17 protein-coding genes and 1 tRNA gene are annotated in these 16652 nt (G+C 69.0%); 7 read left to right on the top strand and 11 right to left on the bottom strand.

From position 1 onward, the window contains the following. Positions 1-33: 33 nt before the first annotated feature. Complete coding sequence (ligB, locus tag AC2EWF_RS06300) at positions 34-1716, top strand: NAD-dependent DNA ligase LigB (RefSeq protein WP_483638513.1); 1683 nt, start codon at positions 34-36, stop codon at positions 1714-1716. Between the two features lie 76 nt (positions 1717-1792). Here the strand turns inward: ligB and AC2EWF_RS06295 are convergent, their stop codons facing one another. The 6 genes from AC2EWF_RS06295 to dinG form a co-directional block, all read right to left on the bottom strand. Then, positions 1793-2194 (bottom strand): YchJ family protein, encoded by a 402-nt coding sequence (locus AC2EWF_RS06295; RefSeq protein ID WP_483638512.1) that lies wholly within the window; start codon positions 2192-2194, stop codon positions 1793-1795. 37 nt (positions 2195-2231) lie between these two features. Further along, positions 2232-2828: a DUF938 domain-containing protein gene (locus AC2EWF_RS06290; RefSeq protein ID WP_483638511.1), complete on the bottom strand. Its 597-nt coding sequence runs from the start codon at positions 2826-2828 to the stop codon at positions 2232-2234. Positions 2829-2838: 10 nt separating this feature from the next. Continuing rightward, positions 2839-3036: a hypothetical protein gene (locus AC2EWF_RS06285; protein ID WP_483638510.1), complete on the bottom strand. Its 198-nt coding sequence runs from the start codon at positions 3034-3036 to the stop codon at positions 2839-2841. Between the two features lie 243 nt (positions 3037-3279). Beyond that, positions 3280-3858, bottom strand: coding sequence for an NnrU family protein (locus tag AC2EWF_RS06280; RefSeq protein WP_483638509.1), 579 nt, complete (start codon positions 3856-3858; stop codon positions 3280-3282). Between the two features lie 70 nt (positions 3859-3928). Then, a complete protein-coding gene (locus AC2EWF_RS06275) occupies positions 3929-4480 on the bottom strand; it encodes a HutD/Ves family protein (RefSeq protein ID WP_483638508.1) in 552 nt (183 codons plus the stop codon). Between the two features lie 286 nt (positions 4481-4766). Continuing rightward, positions 4767-6863: an ATP-dependent DNA helicase DinG gene (gene dinG / locus AC2EWF_RS06270; RefSeq protein ID WP_483638507.1), complete on the bottom strand. Its 2097-nt coding sequence runs from the start codon at positions 6861-6863 to the stop codon at positions 4767-4769. Between the two features lie 110 nt (positions 6864-6973). On the opposite strand from dinG, the gene AC2EWF_RS06265 reads away from it, so the two are divergent. Continuing rightward, complete coding sequence (locus tag AC2EWF_RS06265) at positions 6974-9901, top strand: bifunctional diguanylate cyclase/phosphodiesterase (RefSeq protein WP_483638506.1); 2928 nt, start codon at positions 6974-6976, stop codon at positions 9899-9901. Positions 9902-9919: 18 nt separating this feature from the next. On the opposite strand, the gene crp is transcribed toward AC2EWF_RS06265, so the two are convergent. Further along, the gene (crp, locus tag AC2EWF_RS06260) at positions 9920-10615 is read right to left on the bottom strand and encodes a cAMP-activated global transcriptional regulator CRP (protein ID WP_483638505.1); all 696 of its coding nucleotides are present in this window, start codon (positions 10613-10615) and stop codon (positions 9920-9922) included. 435 nt (positions 10616-11050) lie between these two features. Between crp and speD the strand changes: the two genes are divergently transcribed. After that, entirely contained in the window at positions 11051-11836 is a 786-nt protein-coding gene (speD, locus tag AC2EWF_RS06255) for an adenosylmethionine decarboxylase (RefSeq protein WP_404548982.1), read from the top strand. 37 nt (positions 11837-11873) lie between these two features. Further along, positions 11874-12227, top strand: a complete 354-nt coding sequence (locus AC2EWF_RS06250; RefSeq protein WP_483638504.1) for a low molecular weight protein tyrosine phosphatase family protein — start codon at positions 11874-11876, stop codon at positions 12225-12227. On the opposite strand, the gene coq7 is transcribed toward AC2EWF_RS06250, so the two are convergent. Continuing rightward, positions 12215-12856, bottom strand: a complete 642-nt coding sequence (gene coq7, locus AC2EWF_RS06245) for a 2-polyprenyl-3-methyl-6-methoxy-1,4-benzoquinone monooxygenase (RefSeq protein ID WP_483638503.1) — start codon at positions 12854-12856, stop codon at positions 12215-12217. The genes AC2EWF_RS06250 and coq7 overlap by 13 nt on opposite strands. A 206-nt stretch (positions 12857-13062) precedes the next feature. Here coq7 and rplM point away from each other — a divergent pair, with 206 nt between their 5' ends. The 3 genes from rplM (at position 13063) to AC2EWF_RS06230 (ending at position 14021) form a co-directional block, all read left to right on the top strand. Beyond that, positions 13063-13491 carry a 50S ribosomal protein L13 gene (gene rplM / locus AC2EWF_RS06240; RefSeq protein WP_404541882.1) on the top strand — a complete coding sequence of 143 codons (429 nt, stop codon included), beginning with the start codon at positions 13063-13065 and terminating at the stop codon, positions 13489-13491. Positions 13492-13500: 9 nt separating this feature from the next. Then, a complete protein-coding gene (rpsI, locus tag AC2EWF_RS06235; protein WP_483638502.1) occupies positions 13501-13893 on the top strand; it encodes a 30S ribosomal protein S9 in 393 nt (130 codons plus the stop codon). A 54-nt stretch (positions 13894-13947) separates the two neighbouring features. Next, a tRNA-Gln gene (locus tag AC2EWF_RS06230) sits at positions 13948-14021 on the top strand. A gap of 498 nt (positions 14022-14519) precedes the next feature. Here AC2EWF_RS06230 and AC2EWF_RS06225 read toward each other — a convergent pair. The 3 genes from AC2EWF_RS06225 to AC2EWF_RS06215 form a co-directional block, all read right to left on the bottom strand. Continuing rightward, a complete protein-coding gene (locus AC2EWF_RS06225) occupies positions 14520-14927 on the bottom strand; it encodes a hypothetical protein (RefSeq protein WP_483638501.1) in 408 nt (135 codons plus the stop codon). Next, on the bottom strand, positions 14924-15415 hold the full coding sequence (locus AC2EWF_RS06220) for an Mpo1 family 2-hydroxy fatty acid dioxygenase (RefSeq protein WP_483638500.1): 492 nt from the start codon (positions 15413-15415) through the stop codon (positions 14924-14926). Before AC2EWF_RS06220 ends, AC2EWF_RS06225 begins: the two co-directional genes overlap by 4 nt. Before the next feature lie 77 nt (positions 15416-15492). Further along, entirely contained in the window at positions 15493-16389 is an 897-nt protein-coding gene (locus tag AC2EWF_RS06215) for a phosphoribosylaminoimidazolesuccinocarboxamide synthase (RefSeq protein ID WP_483638499.1), read from the bottom strand. Positions 16390-16652: the final 263 nt, after the last annotated feature.

The raw sequence follows: 16652 nt of genomic DNA, 5'->3' as shown, positions 1-16652 counted from the left end.
GGTCGACGACGCCGTCCACGGTGGGAGCGTCACATGCGCATGGCTTGCCCGTTGCTGTTGCTGGCCATGTCGGGTGCCGGCCTCGTGCATGCGGCAGACTGCCCGGATTGGCCGCCCGGACAGGCCCGCCAGGAACTGACGGATCTGCACGATCGGCTGGAAAGCTGGAACCACGCGTATCGGGTCGATGGTCGCTCGCCGGTGAGCGACGCCGTTTACGACCAGGCCGAACAGCAGCTCGCGGCGTGGCGCCGGTGCTTTCCCGAACAGGCGCCGGCGCCCCTGGCGCACCTGGGCGACGCCGGTGGCCGCAGCCGTTCGCCGGTGGCGCAGACCGGGCTGGCCAAGGTGCAGGATGCCGCCGCAGTCGAGGCGTGGATGCGCGCGCGCGGCAACCGCGACCTGTGGGTGCAGCCCAAGGCGGACGGCGTGGCGGTGACCCTGCTCTACGAGCACGGCCGGCTGCGCCGAGCGGTCAGTCGCGGCGACGGCGTGCACGGTTCGGACTGGACCGCACTCGCACAGTCCATTGCCGCGATTCCCGTGCACCTTGCGAACGCGCCGGCACGCGTGGTGCTGCAGGGCGAACTGGTGTGGCGTCTGCCCGGCCACGTGCAGGCCGAAAACGGCGGCGTCAATGCGCGATCGGCGGTGGCAGGCGCGCTGGCGCGCAATACGCTGGATGCCGTCACCGCCGCGAAGATCGGACTGTTCGTGTGGGACTGGCCCAGCGGTCCGGCCGACATGCCGGCACGACTGGCCGGCCTAGCGGCGATGGGTTTCGCCGACAGCGCGGCGCTCACCCGGCCGGTGACGAGCCTCGATGACGTGAAGCGTTGGCGCGAGCAGTGGTATCGCCGCGCGCTGCCGTTCGCCGCCGACGGCACGGTGTTGCGCCAGGGCCATCGGCAGGCGGCCGATGCATGGCAGGCGCGGCCGCCGGACTGGGCGGTGGCATGGAAGTATCCGGCTGCGACCGCGCTGGCCGAGGTGCGCGCGGTGAACTTCACCATCGGACGCAGCGGGCGCATCACCCCGGTGTTGGAGCTGGCGCCGGTGCAACTGGACGACCATCGCGTGCAGCGGGTCAGCGTGGGCTCGCTCAGGCGCTGGCAGGCGCTCGACATCCGCCCCGGCGACCGGGTGGAAGTGGCGTTGGCGGGGTTGACCATCCCGCGCCTGCAGTCGGTGGCGTGGCGCGCGGCGCAGCGGGCCGTGGTTGATGCCCCTGATCCGGCGCGCTACGGCCCGCTGAGCTGCTGGCGATCCGCGCCAGGCTGCGAACAGCAGTTCCAGGCGCGGCTGGCCTGGCTGGGCGGCAGGCAGGGCCTGCGGCTGCCTGGCGTCAGCACGGGAGCCTGGCAAGCCCTGGCGGATGCCGGCCTGCTCCGTGGCCTGCTGGACTGGATGGCGCTGACTCCGGGACAACTCGCCACGGTGCGTGGCCTGGGGGCGAGCCGGGCCGCGGCACTCGCGCAGGCTTTTGCCGATGCGCGCGGTCGCCCGTTCGATGACTGGCTGCGCGCCCTGGGGGCGCCGGACGATGCGACGTACGCCGGCCAGGATTGGGCCGCGCTTGCCGCCCAGGGTGAAGTCGGCTGGCGCGCGCGCGGTGTCGGTGCAACGCGTGCCCGGCAACTGGCCGCCTTCTTCACCCATCCCGAGTTGCAGGCCTTGGCGGTCCAACTGCACGCGGCAGGCGTGCAAGGCTTTTAGCCGCAGGAGCGCATCCTGCGCGCAGAGGCTAGAGCGCCTGATCGAGGCCAAAAGCCTTCGCGCACGGGGTGCGCCCCTACATCAGCTCGCCATTGTGGTAGTACCAGCGGCCGGCCTCGCGCACGAAACGGCTGATCTCGTGCTGGCGATGCGCGCGGCCGCCGCCGAGACGGTAGCGGGCCACGAACTCCACGGTCGCGTGATCGTCGTCGATGCGCTGTTCGCGGCGCACCTCCAGCCCCAGCCAGGTCGGCGCCGGCTGCTGCGCGGCCAGGCGCAGCGATGCGGGGCGGGTGTCGGCGTGCCAGCTGGCCAGCAGGTAATCCTCGCGTTTGAGCACGTAGGCGCTGTAGCGCGAGCGCATCAGTTGCGCGGCGCTGGCGGCGACCGCGCTGCCGTCGTGCAGCGGGCCGCAGCAGCCGGCGTAACCGGCGGGATTGCCGCAGGGGCAGGGGGTGAGCGTGTCGATCGCCTTCATGCCGCCTTTGTACCCGCTTCGGCGGCGGCGTGCAGGTTCAGCGCGGGCTGCGCTGCCAGACGCGGCAGCGGTTGTTCGCCGGCATCGACACGTCGTCGACCAGCGCAAAGCCCGCCGCAGCGGCCAGCGCGTCCACGGCCTCGGCATCGCGGATGCCCATGTGCGAGCCACGCGCATGCAGCCACTGGTCGAACGCGGCATTGCTGTCGCTGGTGCAGCGGCCGCCGTAGTTGAACGGGCCGTAGATCGCCAGCCGCGCGTCGCCGGTGGTCACGGCGGGCAGCTGCGCGAACAGCGCCTCCACCTCGTGCCAGGCCATGATGTGCAGGGTGTTGGCACTGAACGCCGCATCGAACGGGCCGTGCGGCCACGGCCCGCCGACGTCGAGTTCCAGTGGCGGCGACGTGTTCGGCAGCGCCGCTTCGTCCAGCCAGGCGCGGATGCCGGGCAGGTTCTCCGCGCGGTCCGAGCATTGCCAGTCCAGCCAAGTCAGCGCCGCGGCGAAATGCACGGCATGCTGGCCGGTGCCGCTGCCGATCTCGAGTACCTTCCGCCGGTCGGCAAAGTGCCGGCGAAGCACCTCGAGGATCGGTTCGCGGTTGCGTTCGCAGGCGGGGGCGTGGGGTTTGTCCACGCCCGTGCGGTCAGACCGGATGGCCGCGCAACACGCGGGCCGGCAGCATCAGCAGCGCGCCGAGGAAAGCGAACACAGCGCCCACGGTGATGCCGACCAGCCGCAGTGGCAGGCAGATCAGCCACACGATGGGATAGAGCACCAGCGCCAGCAGCGCGAGCGGCCAGCAGAACACCAGCAGCAACAGCCAGAGCAGGAAGGCAGCCATGGCACGACCTCGGTGGGGGCAGATGGCGGAACTCTAGCGCGATCCGGGAGCGGTTGCGCAGATGGCTTCCGGCACAGGTACCGGGAATCTCGAACAACCGTCGTCCTGGCGGTTGTTCGAGTCGGCGAGTCCGGCACATGTCCGGACTCGCCTCCGCCGATCGAGCGCTTGCGTGCCCGATCGCGCGCGGCACATGCCTGTGCCGCGGGCACGCGAGGTGCCGGCTGGCGCAGTCGGCTCGACTTACATCACCGGTTTCACGCCGATCAGCAGCGCATGCAGCCAGAATGCGAACAGCGCCCAGGCCAGCACGCCGGCCACGACCGTGATGGCCGTGCCCTTGAACGTGCCTGGCGGGTAGGTCGTGCCTTCGCGCCGGTCACGCCGGCGCGAGGCGGCGAACAGCACCACGGCCCACAGCAGGAAGGCGCCGAACAGCACCACGTCGTGCAGCATGCCGGTGGCGAGCAGATGGCCGAATGCCCAGGTCTTCACCGCCAGCACCTGCGGATGGTGCAGGCGCGCCTTGATGCTGTTGCGCGGCACCCGTGCCGCGACGAACAACACGAAGGCCACGAGGGTGAACAGCGCATTGAGCCGTACCAGCCACGGCAGCGGTGTGTACAGCGGCACCGGATGATGGCGCGCCAGCGCGAAGCCCCAGCAGATCAGCACGAAGCCGCCGATCGCCACTAGCGAGTACAAGCCCTTCCACTTCTTCTCGCCAAGCCGCGCGATCTGCCGCGCGCGCCAGCCGTCGGCGAAGATGCGCAGCGAATGTGCGCCGAGGAACAGCACGAGGCCGAGGATCAGCACAGGCATGGCAGGCGGCTCCAGGAGGGCGATGCGTCGGAGTATAGGCAGCCCGGCCCGGCGCCACGAGTGACGGTTGTCAGGCCGATGATGCGATGTGCACGGCCAGCGCCAGCGTGTTCTCTTGCAGGACCAGCGGACCGGAACCGGGGCGCCAGGCGTCGCCCGCATGCAGCGCGCCATCGCCGGTGTCGACGCGGCCATGCGCGCAGTACACCAGCACGACGGCGGCGTCGACTTGCCTTGCACCCGCCGTGCGCCACGCCTCGATGCCGCCACGCGCACCGCCGCGGCGCAGCATCAGGTTGAAGTCGCGGCTGGGGCCGCCGGCCAACACCACCTGCACGCCAAGCTCGCCGGGAAACGCGAACGGCGCACCTGGCGTGGTGAGCGCATGGACGCGACCGTCGTCCAGCGCCATCGTGAAGCCGTCGCCATCGAGCAGGGCGATCACGCGGTCGATGCCCGGGAACGCGGAGAATGGCGCGGCGCTCTCCACCTCGGCCATGCTCACCCGCCACAGGAAATCGTCCATGCCTGCGCCGGACGGATGGATGGCTAGCTCGCGGGTGCGGCCCAGGCCGTTCTTCCATGGCCTGGGCGGGCAGTCGGCGAGGCGAAGGATGCTCATGCCTGGAGCCTGTTCCATGTCTCCGCATGGCCTGCGCAAGTAGCTGTTTGCACGCAGGCCAAGGAAGAACGAAGAAGTGGATGTCCGCCCACGACTGAGTGATGACGCAGGGATGGGGGCAAACAGACCCCGCCCTGGAATTTATAGGTGCAGGGGTTGCCTTGCCGTGGCCGCCATGCGGCAGCGCGCGGCTTAGCCTGCCAGCTAGGCAGGCGCTGCGCCGCGCGCCGCCACCTGACGGCCACGGCAAGGCGAGGCGGACTATGCGGAGACATGGAACAGGCTCTCACCGCTCGATCACGCGCCGGAACGGCGGCAGCGCCCGCAGCATGCCGGCGCCGTAGCGCTTGGTGACCACCCGGCGATCCAGCAGCACGATGCGGCCGCTGTCGCTCTCGTTGCGGATCAGGCGACCGCAGTACTGGGTGAGCAGGCGGGTGGCCTCGGGGATGCTCACCTCGATGAACGGGTTGCGGCCGCGCGATTCCAGCCATTCCGCATAGGTGGCACCCACCGGATCGGTGGGCACGGCGAACGGCAGCTGCGTGATGACCACGGTCTCGCATAGCTTGCCGGGCAGATCCAGGCCTTCGCCGAACGAGGCCAGGCCGAACAGCGTGCTGCCCTTGCCGGCCTCCACGTCGGCGACGTGCTCGGCGATCAGTTGCGTCTTGCCCAGCGAGCCCTGCGCGCGCACCTTGCGTACTTTATCGATCGGCAGGCGCTGCAGCACGCGGTCGAGCTTGGCGCGCGAAGTGAACAGCACCAGGTTGCCGGCGCTCCAGTCGAGGTGTTCGGCCAGCCAGTCGCTGATCGCCTCAGCGTGCGCCTCGCGCGCGTCGGGCAAGGCATCGATGGCCGGCACTTCCAGTTGCGCCTGCGCGGCGAGGTCGAACGGCGAGGGCAGGCTGAGCGTCACCGCTTCGTCGGGCAGGCCCACGGCGTCGGCGTAGCCGCGGAAATTGCCGCCGGCGCTCAGCGTGGCGGAGGTGAGTACCACGCCGCTGGCGTTGCCCCACAGCACATTGCGCAGCAGGCCCGCGGCGGACACCGCCGAGGCGTGGCACACCAGTTGCTGGTCGCCGGTGAGCGTGACCCAGCGCGCCAGCGGTGGCGCCTGGTCCGGATCGTCGACGGACCAGGCCTGCCAGCAGGCGGCCTGCCTGCCGATGCGCTCCAGCGCGATGCCCAGCTCGCGCGACAACGCTTCCTGGGTGGGGCCGCCGTCGGTCATCTCCACCACGGCGCGACGCACCGCGGCGAGCCAGCGCTGCACTTCGGCAGCCTGCAGGCCGAGCAGGCGCGCGTGTTCCACCCAGGCTTCGGGCAGGCGGCCCAGCGAGCCGCGGAACATCGGCTCAGCCTCGGCAGGATCGGGCAGCCAGCCGAGGCGGATCTCCTTTTCCAGCGCTTCCAGCGCGTCGGAGAGTTCCTGCAGCCTGGTGTCGCCGGCATCGAGCGAAAGCTTGCCGAGGTTTTCCTTGTCGGTGAGCGAATAGGCCGCGTGCACCTGCCGGCCCAGCCGGTTCAGCTGGCGCACCGTGGCGGCCAGATGCACCTCGGCGGCGCCGCGGTCGATCGCCTTGCCGGGGATGTGATGCGCCTCGTCGAACACGTACAGCGTCTCGTCCGGGCGCGGCAGGATCACGCCGCCCCAGTTCTCGTCCTCGCCCGGCATGGTGAGGTCGGCCAGCACCAGGTCCTGGTTGGCCACGATGATCTCGGCGTCGTCCACCGCGCGGCGCGCGGCGAAAAACGGGCAGATCATGAACTGGCCGCACTTGCGGTTGGTGCAGCCGCCCGCGCTGGTGGTGAGCATGGGGCGCAGCAATTCGCCCACCGGTTCGGGCGCGCTGTCCATGTCGCCGTTCCACTCGCCGGCGTCGAAGGCTTGGGCGAGTTTCGACAAGGCCTGCTTGTCGCGCTCGGCGGGGGGCCTGGCCCACAGCGCGAGGTCGGCATCGAAGCCGAGGCCCATCTGCGCAGGGCCGGCGAGGCTGTTGCGCGCCATCGCGAGGTTGCGCGGGCACAGGTAGCGGCCGCGGCCCTTGGCCAGAGCCACCTTCGCCGCGTGGCCGGAAAGCTGCAGGTACAGCGGAATGTCGCGCTCCACCAGCTGCTCCTGCAGCGCCACGGTGGCGGTGGCGATCAGCAGCTTCTTCTTCTGCGCGCGCGCCACTTCGTGGCCGGCGATCAGGTAGGCCATCGACTTGCCGGTACCGGTGGGCGCTTCGATCGCGGCGACGCCGCCTTCGTGCGCCAGCGCCTTCGCCACCTCGGCGATCATTTTTCCCTGCGAGGCGCGCGGGCGGAAGCCGGGCAGGCCGTCCTTCAGTCGCGCGTAGGCGGCGCGGATGGCGTCCTTGGTGGTATCGGCGAGCATGCGTGCATCCGGGGCGAGCCGTTCATTCTAGCGGGCGGGTCATGCCCGGGTGGATGTTGGGCGCCGCCGCGGTCGCGCGTTACCATCGGGCGGGGGAAATCATGGGCGCCATGAACCAGACCCGCAGGTCGCATGTCACGATTCCAGGCGAAACCGACCAGCTGGCCTGGCTGGGGCGGCTGATCGGCGCGTCCTCGCCGCGCGCAGTGGGCGAACTGGCGGTGGAGCTGGCCCGCGGGTGCCCTGGCTGCCGCGATGCCCGCCTGCTGTGGCTGGAGCGGGGCGAGTGCCGTGCCGCGGACGGCACCGTGGATGCCTCCGCGCGCGCGCGGATGCTGGCGCTGCTGCGCAACGAGGATGGCCCGGCGACGGTTGCCGACGGGGAACTGGCGATCTGGCTGGCGCCGGACGTGCCCGCCGTGCTGTTGCTGGCGCTGGAGGACGCGGCGGCCGGCCCGCGGCTGGCGGCCGCGCTGGAACCCCGCCTCGCACTGGCCGCGCGCCAGCTGCAGCAGTTGCTGGCGCTGGCCGAACTGCACGGCTCGCACCGCCAGCTGGAACGCTCGGAAAACCTGCAGCGCGCCCTGTTCGCGATCTCCGACCTGGCCGGCGCCGATCTCGACATGCCCGAGCTGCTGCGCGGCATCCACGCCATCGTCGGCACGCTGATGTACGCCGAGAACTTCTACATCGTGCGGCACGACCCGGAGCGTGGCACGTTGCGTTTCATTTACTTCGCCGACACCGCGGATGCGGGCCCCGATACCGCCCGCGACGAACCGCTGGAGGCATTGCGCGGCTCGCTCACCTGGCACCTGCTGACCCAGGGGCGGCCGCTGATGGGCAACGCCGAGCAGCTGGCGGCGCAGATCGGGGAGCCGCTGGAAGTGGTCGGCCCGGACAGCGTGGACTGGCTGGGCGTGCCGATGCTGCGCGAAGGTCGCGTCCATGGCGCGCTGGTGGTGCAGAGCTATCGCCAGGGCGTGGGCTATTCCGACGAGGACAGTGCGGTGCTGGGTTTCGTCGCCGCGCACGTGCTCACCGCGCTGGAGCGCAAGCAGAGCAAGGACGAGCTGGAACACCGGGTACTGCGGCGCACCCGCGAACTGGCCGCCGCCAACCGCGAGCTGCAGCAGGAAGTGCTGGAACGCCAGCGCGGGGAACGCCTGCAGTCGGTGCTGTTCCGGCTGGCCGAACTGGCCACCGCCGACCTCGACGAGGGAGCGTTCTACCGGCACGTGCACGCGGAAGTGGGCAGCCTGCTGGACGCCTCGAATTTCTACATTGCGCTGCTGGACGAGCAACGGCAGCGGCTGGATTTCCCGTATTACGTCGACGCGGGCGTGCAGAGCACGTTCAGCCTGCCGCTGGAGCGCAGCATCACCGCCTACGTGCTGCGCACCGGCCGCCCCTGGCTGGGCACCCGACGCGAGCTGGAGGCGATGGAAGAGGCCGGCGAGGTGGTGCTGCACCATATCGGCACGCCGTCCTCCTGCTGGCTCGGCGTGCCGCTGCGCACAGGGGAGACGGTGATCGGCGTGGTCGCCGTGCAAGGCTACGGCGACGAGATGCGCTTCAGCGCCGCCGACCAGGAGCTGCTGGGTTTCGCCGCGCTGCAGATCGCCAACAGCATCCACCGCCGCCGCGCCGCCACCGCCCTGCTGCAGGCCAACCTCCAGCTGGAGCACCGGGTGGAGGCGCGAACCCGCGAGCTGCGCGAGCAGATCGCCGAGCGCGAGCAGATCCAGCACCAGCTGCGCCACGAGGTGATGCACGACCCGCTCACCGGACTGCCCAACCGCGGCTTCCTGCGCGAGCGCCTGGGCGAGCGGCTGGCGCGGCAGCCGTCGGGTGCGCTGCCTTGCGCGCTGCTCTACCTGGACGTGGACCGCTTCAAGGTGATCAACGACAGCCTCGGCCACCTGGCCGGCGACGCCTTCCTACAGGCGACCGCGAGCCGCCTGCGCGCGTGCGTGCGCGAACCGGACGTGGTGGCGCGGCTGGCCGGCGACGAGTTCGCGATCCTGCTGGATGCGATCGCCGAACCGGCCGCCGCGGAGCGCATGGCAGAGAGCGTGCTGCAGGCCCTCCACCAGCCGCTGTCGATCGGCGGGCGTGAGCTGGAGCCCTCGGCCAGCGTCGGCATTGCGATCGGCGGCGACAGCCACGAGCGGGCCGACTCGCTGCTGCGCGATGCCGATACCGCGCTGTACCGCGCCAAGCAGCTGGGGCGTGGCCGCTATGCGATGTTCGACGAGACGCTGGCCCGCAACGCGGTGGACGAGCTGGCGCTGGAAGTCGAGTTGCGCCATGCCCTCCTGCACGGCGAGTTCGTGCCGCATTACCAGCCGATCTTCCGGCTCGACAGCGGCGTGGTGGTCGGGCACGAGGCGTTGCTGCGCTGGAACCACCCGCGCCGCGGCCTGCTGCCGCCCGACGACTTCGTGCGCGTCGCGCAGGATTGCGGCCAGCTCGAGGTGATCGACTGGCAGCTGTTCGGGCAGGCCTGCGCGCGCATGGCGCAGCCGGATGCCGGTACCGGCTTCGTGACGATCAACGTCTCGCCGCAACACCTGCGCCATGCGGACTTCGACCGCCGGCTGCTGCAGCTGCTCGAGCGCAGCGGGCTGCCGCCTTCGCGGCTGCTGATCGAGCTGACCGAGGGCGCGCTGCTGGACGACCCGGTACTGGTGCGCGCCACGCTGGAACGCCTGCGCGCCGTGGGCGTGCAGGCGGCGCTGGACGATTTCGGCACCGGCTACTCCTCGCTGAGCTACCTGCACTCGTTGCCGCTGGGCAAGCTGAAGATCGACCAGGTGTTCGTGCGCGAGCTGGATGGCGCCGGCGGCGCCGGTGCCGGCACCGTGGTGGCGGCAATCCTCGCGCTGGCCCGCGCGCTGGGCATCGGCGTGATCGCCGAGGGCATCGAGACCGCGGCGCAGCGTGACGCGTTGCTGGCGATGGGCTGCGAGTTCGGCCAGGGCTTCCTGCTGGGGCGCCCGGCCCGGTCGCCATGCCGCCCCGCGGATGCGGGGTGACATGGCCGGTCGGCGCGCTCAGCGCGTGCCGCGGACGACGATGGTCTTGCCGGACACGTCGATCATGCCCTGCTCCTCCAACTGCTTCAGCACGCGGCCGACCATCTCGCGCGAGCAGCCCACGATGCGGCTCACTTCCTGGCGCGAGATGCGGATCTGGGTACCCTCGGGATGGCTCATCGCATCCGGCTCGTCGCACAGATCGAGCAAGGTGCGCGAGATGCGGCTGGTGACGTCCATGAACGCCATCCGGCTCACCTGACGAGAGGTGCGCAGCAGGCGGTTGGTGAGCTGGGAGCCGATCGCGAACAGGATCTTCGGGCACTCCTCCTGCAGCGGGCCCTTCATCAGCTGGAACAGGCGCTCGTAGCTGATCTCCGCCATTTCGCAGACTGTGCGCGTGCGCACCACCGACTCGCGCTGGGATTGCTCCACGAACAGGCCCATCTCGCCGATGAACTGGCCGCGGTTGATGTAGGCGAGGATCAGCTCGCGTCCCTGCTCGTCCTCGGTGCATACCGCGAGCGAGCCGTCGATCACGTAGTGCAGCGTGTTGGCCGGGTCGCCGGGACGGATGATCGCGGTCTTGCTGGGGTAGCGTCGGCGGTGGCAGAGCGCGAGGAAGCGCTCCATCGAGGCCGGATCCGGCGCGAACGCCAGCGGTGCCTGGGAGCGTTCGAACGCCTGTTGAAGCTGGTATTTGAGTAGCGCCACGGTTTCTGGTTCCCCTTGGATTGGCCCTTGCCAGCTTTGCCTGGATCGATCGGGCTGCTTCGTTCGGCTGTCTGCCACGCGCCGTTGCCGGCGACGGATTGACGCGGGACGCGCGCAAGCGATGGAAACTTCCGTGTCGTCCGGCAAGCTCGTCGCTGCGGACGGGGCTGGCACAGGGAACGACCCGGCTCGCTGCGGGCTCGGTTCCCTGGATCATCCCCGATCACCGCATTATGGCAAACCCGGAAGAAATGACGCAGGTTCAGTTTTCCGGAATTTTGCCGCATACTTCGCAGTCTTTCGCTCGTGGCCGCCAGCCGCGGGCGTACGCCGGGTCGCGGGAGACAAGGGTCCCCGCCGTCCGAATTCCCGCGGGGACCCTTGCTGCTAACCCGCCTCATCTGCTGACCGTCGATCCGGTCATGGAGAGTCGCCGTGGTCAAGCCGCTTCCGCGCCTGCGCCTGCAGGGCTTCAACAACCTCACCAAGGCCCTGAGCTTCAACATCTACGACATCTGCTACGCGGTGTCGGAGGAGCAGCGCCAGCGCTACATCGAGTACATCGACGAGCAGTACGACGCCGATCGCCTCACCCAGATCCTCACCGACGTGGCCGAGATCATTGGCGCGAACATCCTGAACGTGGCCCGCCAGGACTACGATCCCCAGGGCGCCTCGGTGACCATCCTGATCTCCGAGGAGCCGGTGGTCGAGAAGCTGGGCCGCGACACCATCTCCGGTGCCGTGGTGGCGCACATGGACAAGAGCCACATCACCGTCCATACCTACCCGGAAACGCACCCGCACAACGGTATCGCCACCTTCCGCGCGGACATCGACGTGGCCACCTGCGGCGTGATCTCGCCGCTGAAGGCGCTGAACTACCTGATCGACAGCTTCGAGTCCGACATCGTTGTGTGCGACTACCGGGTGCGCGGCTTCACCCGCGACGTGAAGGGCAAGAAGCACTTCATCGACCACAAGATCAACTCGGTGCAGGACTACCTGGCGCGCCACATTCGCCAGAAGTACGAGATGTTCGACGTCAACGTGTACCAGGAGAACATCTTCCACACCAAGATGCACATCAAGGACTTCGACCTCGACACCTACCTGTTCGAAGCGCATGCCGACGACCTCTCCTTCAAGGAGCGCCAGCGCATCGAGTCGCTGCTGCGCCGCGAGATCGAGGAACTGTTCCACGGCCGCAACCTGATGTGACAGGAAAAACCCGCCGCGAGGCGGGTTTTTCTTTGCCATGGCGCTACGGGTCCTGTTCGTCTGCAGCCGCAACCGCCTGCGCAGCCCCACGGCGGAGGCTGTGTTCGCCGGCGTGCCCGGCGTGGAAACCGATTCCGCCGGCCTGGCGCCGGACGCGGAGACGGTGCTCGATGCGTCGCAGGTGGACTGGGCCGGGCTCATCGTGGTCATGGAGCGCCGGCACAGGGCTGGCGTTGCCCGCAGCTTCGGCGCCCGGCTCAAGGGCAAGAGGTTGGTGTGCCTGGATATCCCGGATCGCTACGGCTACATGCAGCCCGAGCTGGTGGCGCTGCTGGGGCGGAAGGTCGGCCCGCTGCTGGCCGGTTGCGCGGAGCGGCTTCAGATCCGGTAAGCCACCGTCTTCATCACCATCGAACTGGCCTGCATCAGCTGCGGGATCGGAAACGGCAGGCTGATGCCGCCGCGTGCCTGCGCGTCCTGTGCGTGACGCACCTCGTCGGCCTGCATCCGCGCCAGCACGGCGCGTGAGCGTTCGTCCTGGGCGGGCAGGCGCTCAAGGTGCTCGGCCAGGTGTGCCTCCACCTGGCGCTCGGTTTCCACCACGAAACCCAGGCTCACCGCATCGCCGGCCAGGGCGGCCAGCGCGCCGATCGCATAGCTGCCCGCGTACCACAGCGGGTTGAGCAGGCTGGGGCGGCTGTCCAGTTCCTGCAGGCGCTCGCCGCACCAGGCTAGGTGGTCGGTTTCCTCGGCGGCGGCATGCAGCAGGTGTTCGCGGTTGGCGGCGTTGCGCGCCAGCGCGGCCTGGCCGTCGTACAACGCCTGTGCGCAGACCTCGCCGGTGTGGTTGATGCGCATCAGGCCGGCGGCGTGCCGGCGTTCGGCATCGTCCAGTTCCGCGTGGCCAGCGCCATGCGCGGGCGAGGGGCGGTTGGCCTGGGGCGCGCCGGCCACCGTCTCCAATGCGCGTTCGATGCCGGCCAGCAGGTGGTCCAGCGGGCTGAGCATGCGTGCGTTCATGGGCGGACTCCGGTGTCGGGCGGCGTGGGATGCATCGGCCATGCTAGGGCTATGCAAGCGCCGGGCACCGCATGCTATCATTGCCAGCTCACAGCCCACCTGTCGGTGGACTTGCGCCAGCGATGACGGCTCCGCTATCATCTCGCGCCTTTGCTTCACCGATTATTGTGCAACCGCCCTCGCCGGCGGCAGACGGGTATCTCGAAATGAAAACTTTCAGCGCCAAGGCAGAAAGCGTCAAGCGCGACTGGTTCGTGGTCGACGCCACGAACAAGACGCTCGGTCGCCTGTCGACCGAAATCGCGCGTCGCCTGCGCGGCAAGCACAAGCCGGAGTTCACCCCGCACGTGGACACCGGCGACTACATCGTCGTGGTCAACGCGCAGAAGGTGGCCGTCACCGGCGCCAAGCTGGACGACAAGATGTACCACCGCTTCACCGGCTACGTCGGCAACCTGAAGACCACCAGTCTGAAGGACATGCTGGCCACCCATCCGGAGCGCGTGATCGAGATCGCCGTCAAGGGCATGCTGCCGAAGAACGCACTGGGTCGCGAGATGTATCGCAAGCTCAAGGTGTACGGCGGCGCCGAGCACCCGCACGCTGCGCAGCAGCCCCAGGCGCTGGAAGTTTAAGGAACCATCATGGCGATTCAGCAGAATTACGGCACCGGCCGCCGCAAGACCTCCGCCGCCCGCGTGTTCCTGCGCAAGGGCACCGGCGCGATCGAAGTCAACGGCAAGACCCTTGAGCAGTTCTTCGGTCGCGAGACCTCGCGCATGATCGTGCGCCAGCCGCTCGAGCTGACCCAGAACACCGACAAGTTCGACATCAAGGTCACCGTCGAAGGCGGCGGCATCACCGGCCAGGCCGGCGCGATCCGCCTCGGCATCGCCCGTGCCCTGATCGAGTACGACGAAACCCTGAAGTCGCCGCTGCGCAAGGCCGGCTTCGTGACCCGCGACGCCCGCGAGGTCGAGCGCAAGAAGGTCGGCCTCCACAAGGCCCGCCGCGCCACCCAGTTCTCGAAGCGTTAACCGCGCTTCGACGTGCGGCGCTCCAGGTCAGAGCGCGCCGACACGCAAGGGTTTAGGGAGATCGTCTAACGGTAGGACAACAGACTCTGACTCTGTTTATCTAGGTTCGAATCCTAGTCTCCCTGCCATACGCAAAAAGCCCGCCGAAAGGCGGGCTTTTTGCGTATGGCAGGGAGACTTCCCGGAGTCGAACCTGTGTTCGACAAAATCGTCTGGAACGATTTTGGACAGCGCGCCAGCGCTGGCCCCGTAGCGCGCAGCGCGGAGGGGTGAGCCCCATGGATGGGGCGAACAATCCTGGTCTCCCAAGCAACCGGACCGCGATACTCGGCGCATCCTGCGTCTCGCCCTTCGGGCCATCGGCTTCGCCGATGTTCGCTTCGGCATCCTGCCTCCGCAGTCGACAATTTTGCCGGGAACAAATTTGGACAGCGCGCAGCGCTGGCCCCGTAGCGCGCAGCGCGGAGGGGTTAGCCCCAGGGATGGGGCTAACGATCCTGGTCTCCCCCTCGGCTGTACCCATACTTTCAGAACCTTCGAGAGATCGATCGACTTGTACGCATGGGCGTCGTACCAATCAAGACCGGGTCATCTCGGACCTTCCGATAGTGAGTCCCAGCCAACCCTCACACCAACGTCGTCGCCACCCCGAACCCCACCGCCATCACCGCCGCCACCGCCAGGCACGCGCTCCCTGGCCGTACGCGATGCGCATCCACCCGCGGCGTCAACCGCCACACCAGCAGCACGCCGATCAGCATGTCCACCACCAGTGCCCATCGCAGCAGCCCGGAGGTGAGCAACGGCCGGAACGGCGGCTGCAGGTGTCCTTCATACGCCGCCACGCCAACCACCAGCAGCAGCCCGAGCAGGGTCCACAGCAGGCAGGCGAGGTAGACGCGATTGAATACCACGTTGCAGCGCTCGGTCCAGCGCAGCACGGACCAGGCGATCAGGGCGCAGGCGAGCGCGCCGATGCTGCCGTAGAGCACCCACCAGACCAGGCTGCTGACGAGAGTGAGCAGGGTATTCATGCGACTTGCTTGAAGCCGAGCCGATGCAGCAGCTTGGCCATCAGCCAGGCGGGGCCGATCAGCAGGTAGGCGAGGTCGGTGAGGAAACTGGGCTTGCGGCCTTCGAACTTGTGGCCGATGAACTGGCCGACCCAGGCCACCACGAACACGCCAACGGCGACCCAGCGCAGATCGGCGGCGCCGAGCCGCGCATACATGACGTTGGTGAGCAGGCCGAGCGCGGCGAACGCGATCAGCAGCGCCAGCGCCAGCCGGCGCGAGCGCTTCCAGTACCAGTAGAACGCCAGCACCATCACCGCCACCGCCCAGGCGCCGGGGCGCAGCCACGCCTGCGGCACGGGGACCGTCCAGAGCAGCGCGATCACCGACCATACGATGGGCGGCACGCAGCACCAGTGGAAGACCTGGTTCACCGGGTTGCGGTGGTCGTTGCTGTAGCTGTCCAGCCAGTCCTGCATGCTGCGTGGACTTGCGGCTTGCGTGGTCATGGTGCGTTGCCCTCGTGGCCCAGGGTTGCCATACCAGCATGCCGGCGGCGGCCATCGCAAGCCGGACGGTGATGGCCTCAATCCAGCCGGAGGCCTGCCAGCCGCTCCAGCGCTTCCGCGTACTTGGCGGCGGTGCGCGCGATCACCTCGTCCGGTATCACCGGGCCGGGCGGTGTCTTGTCCCAGCCCTGGGCCTCCAGCCAGTCGCGCACGAACTGCTTGTCGTAGCTGGGCGGGCTGATGCCGACCTGGTAGCTGTCGGCGGGCCAGTAGCGCGTGGAGTCCGGCGTCAGCATCTCATCCATCACGTACAGTTTGCCGTCGGCGTCGGTGCCGAACTCGAACTTGGTGTCGGCGAGGATGATGCCGCGCTCCGCGGCGTACGCGGCGGCCCAGCGGTAGATCGCCAACGTGGCGTCGCGCACCTTTTCCGCCAGCTCGCGGCCCACCAGGCCAACCACGGCGTCGAAGCTGACGTTCTCGTCGTGATCGCCGACCGCAGCCTTGGTCGAGGGCGTGAAGATCGGCTCCGGCAGCTGCTGCGCCTGCCTGAGGCCTGCGGGCAGGGCGATGCCGCAGACCGCGCCGGTCTTCTGGTAGTCCTTCCATCCCGAACCGATCAGGTAGCCGCGCGCAATGCATTCCACCGGCACCGGCTTCAGCCGGCGCGTCACCACGGCGCGCTTCGCGTAGAGCGCGAGGTCGGTGCCGGGCGGCAGCACGTCGGCCAGCGGCACGCCTAGTAGGTGGTTGGGCACCAGGTGGGCGGTCTTGCCGAACCAGAAGTTGGAGATCTGGGTGAGCATCTCGCCTTTGCCGGGAATCGGGTTGGGCAGCACCACATCGAACGCGGAGAGACGGTCGGTGGCCACCATCAGCAGACGCTGCGCATCCAGCGCATAGACGTCGCGCACCTTGCCGCGGTGGATCAGTTCCAGGCCTGGCAGGTTCGATTGCGGCAAGGTGGTGGGCACGACGGCGGTTCCGTGGCGGGAGGGGAACGCCCATTGTAGCGGCCAGGAGCCTGTCGGGCTTCGACGGTCGAGTCGAACAGCCGATTGCGCGAGAACGGGTTCAATACGCTTCGCCGCCCAGGACGGTTTCGAGGGACGATAAGCGGCGGAGACATCGGCCTTGCAGCCGGATTTGCCAGCCCCGATCAAAACTAGACCGTCTGCCGGCGGCGGCATCGCCGCGGTGCGCCGCGGCCAGGCTGCTAGAATTCGCGGCTTTCGGC

Source organism: Rhodanobacter sp. sgz306013, from assembly GCF_057031145.1.
The sequence above is the reverse complement of the archived record's forward strand: the minus strand, read 5'-3'. Positions and strand labels throughout refer to the sequence as shown.

Excerpts from the sequence above, each read along its gene's own strand:
- AC2EWF_RS06250 (WP_483638504.1), top strand. The coding sequence starts at position 11,874 with ATGGCGCTACGGGTCCTGTTCGTCTGCAGCCGCAACCGCCTGCGCAGC.
- AC2EWF_RS06280 (WP_483638509.1), bottom strand. The coding sequence starts at position 3,858 with ATGCCTGTGCTGATCCTCGGCCTCGTGCTGTTCCTCGGCGCACATTCG.
- AC2EWF_RS06275 (WP_483638508.1), bottom strand. The coding sequence starts at position 4,480 with ATGAGCATCCTTCGCCTCGCCGACTGCCCGCCCAGGCCATGGAAGAAC.
- rplM (WP_404541882.1), top strand. The coding sequence starts at position 13,063 with ATGAAAACTTTCAGCGCCAAGGCAGAAAGCGTCAAGCGCGACTGGTTC.
- AC2EWF_RS06295 (WP_483638512.1), bottom strand. The coding sequence starts at position 2,194 with ATGAAGGCGATCGACACGCTCACCCCCTGCCCCTGCGGCAATCCCGCC.
- AC2EWF_RS06220 (WP_483638500.1), bottom strand. The coding sequence starts at position 15,415 with ATGACCACGCAAGCCGCAAGTCCACGCAGCATGCAGGACTGGCTGGAC.
- dinG (WP_483638507.1), bottom strand. The coding sequence starts at position 6,863 with ATGCTCGCCGATACCACCAAGGACGCCATCCGCGCCGCCTACGCGCGA.
- ligB (WP_483638513.1), top strand. The coding sequence starts at position 34 with ATGCGCATGGCTTGCCCGTTGCTGTTGCTGGCCATGTCGGGTGCCGGC.
- rpsI (WP_483638502.1), top strand. The coding sequence starts at position 13,501 with ATGGCGATTCAGCAGAATTACGGCACCGGCCGCCGCAAGACCTCCGCC.
- AC2EWF_RS06265 (WP_483638506.1), top strand. The coding sequence starts at position 6,974 with ATGAACCAGACCCGCAGGTCGCATGTCACGATTCCAGGCGAAACCGAC.
- AC2EWF_RS06285 (WP_483638510.1), bottom strand. The coding sequence starts at position 3,036 with ATGGCTGCCTTCCTGCTCTGGCTGTTGCTGCTGGTGTTCTGCTGGCCG.
- AC2EWF_RS06225 (WP_483638501.1), bottom strand. The coding sequence starts at position 14,927 with ATGAATACCCTGCTCACTCTCGTCAGCAGCCTGGTCTGGTGGGTGCTC.
- coq7 (WP_483638503.1), bottom strand. The coding sequence starts at position 12,856 with ATGAACGCACGCATGCTCAGCCCGCTGGACCACCTGCTGGCCGGCATC.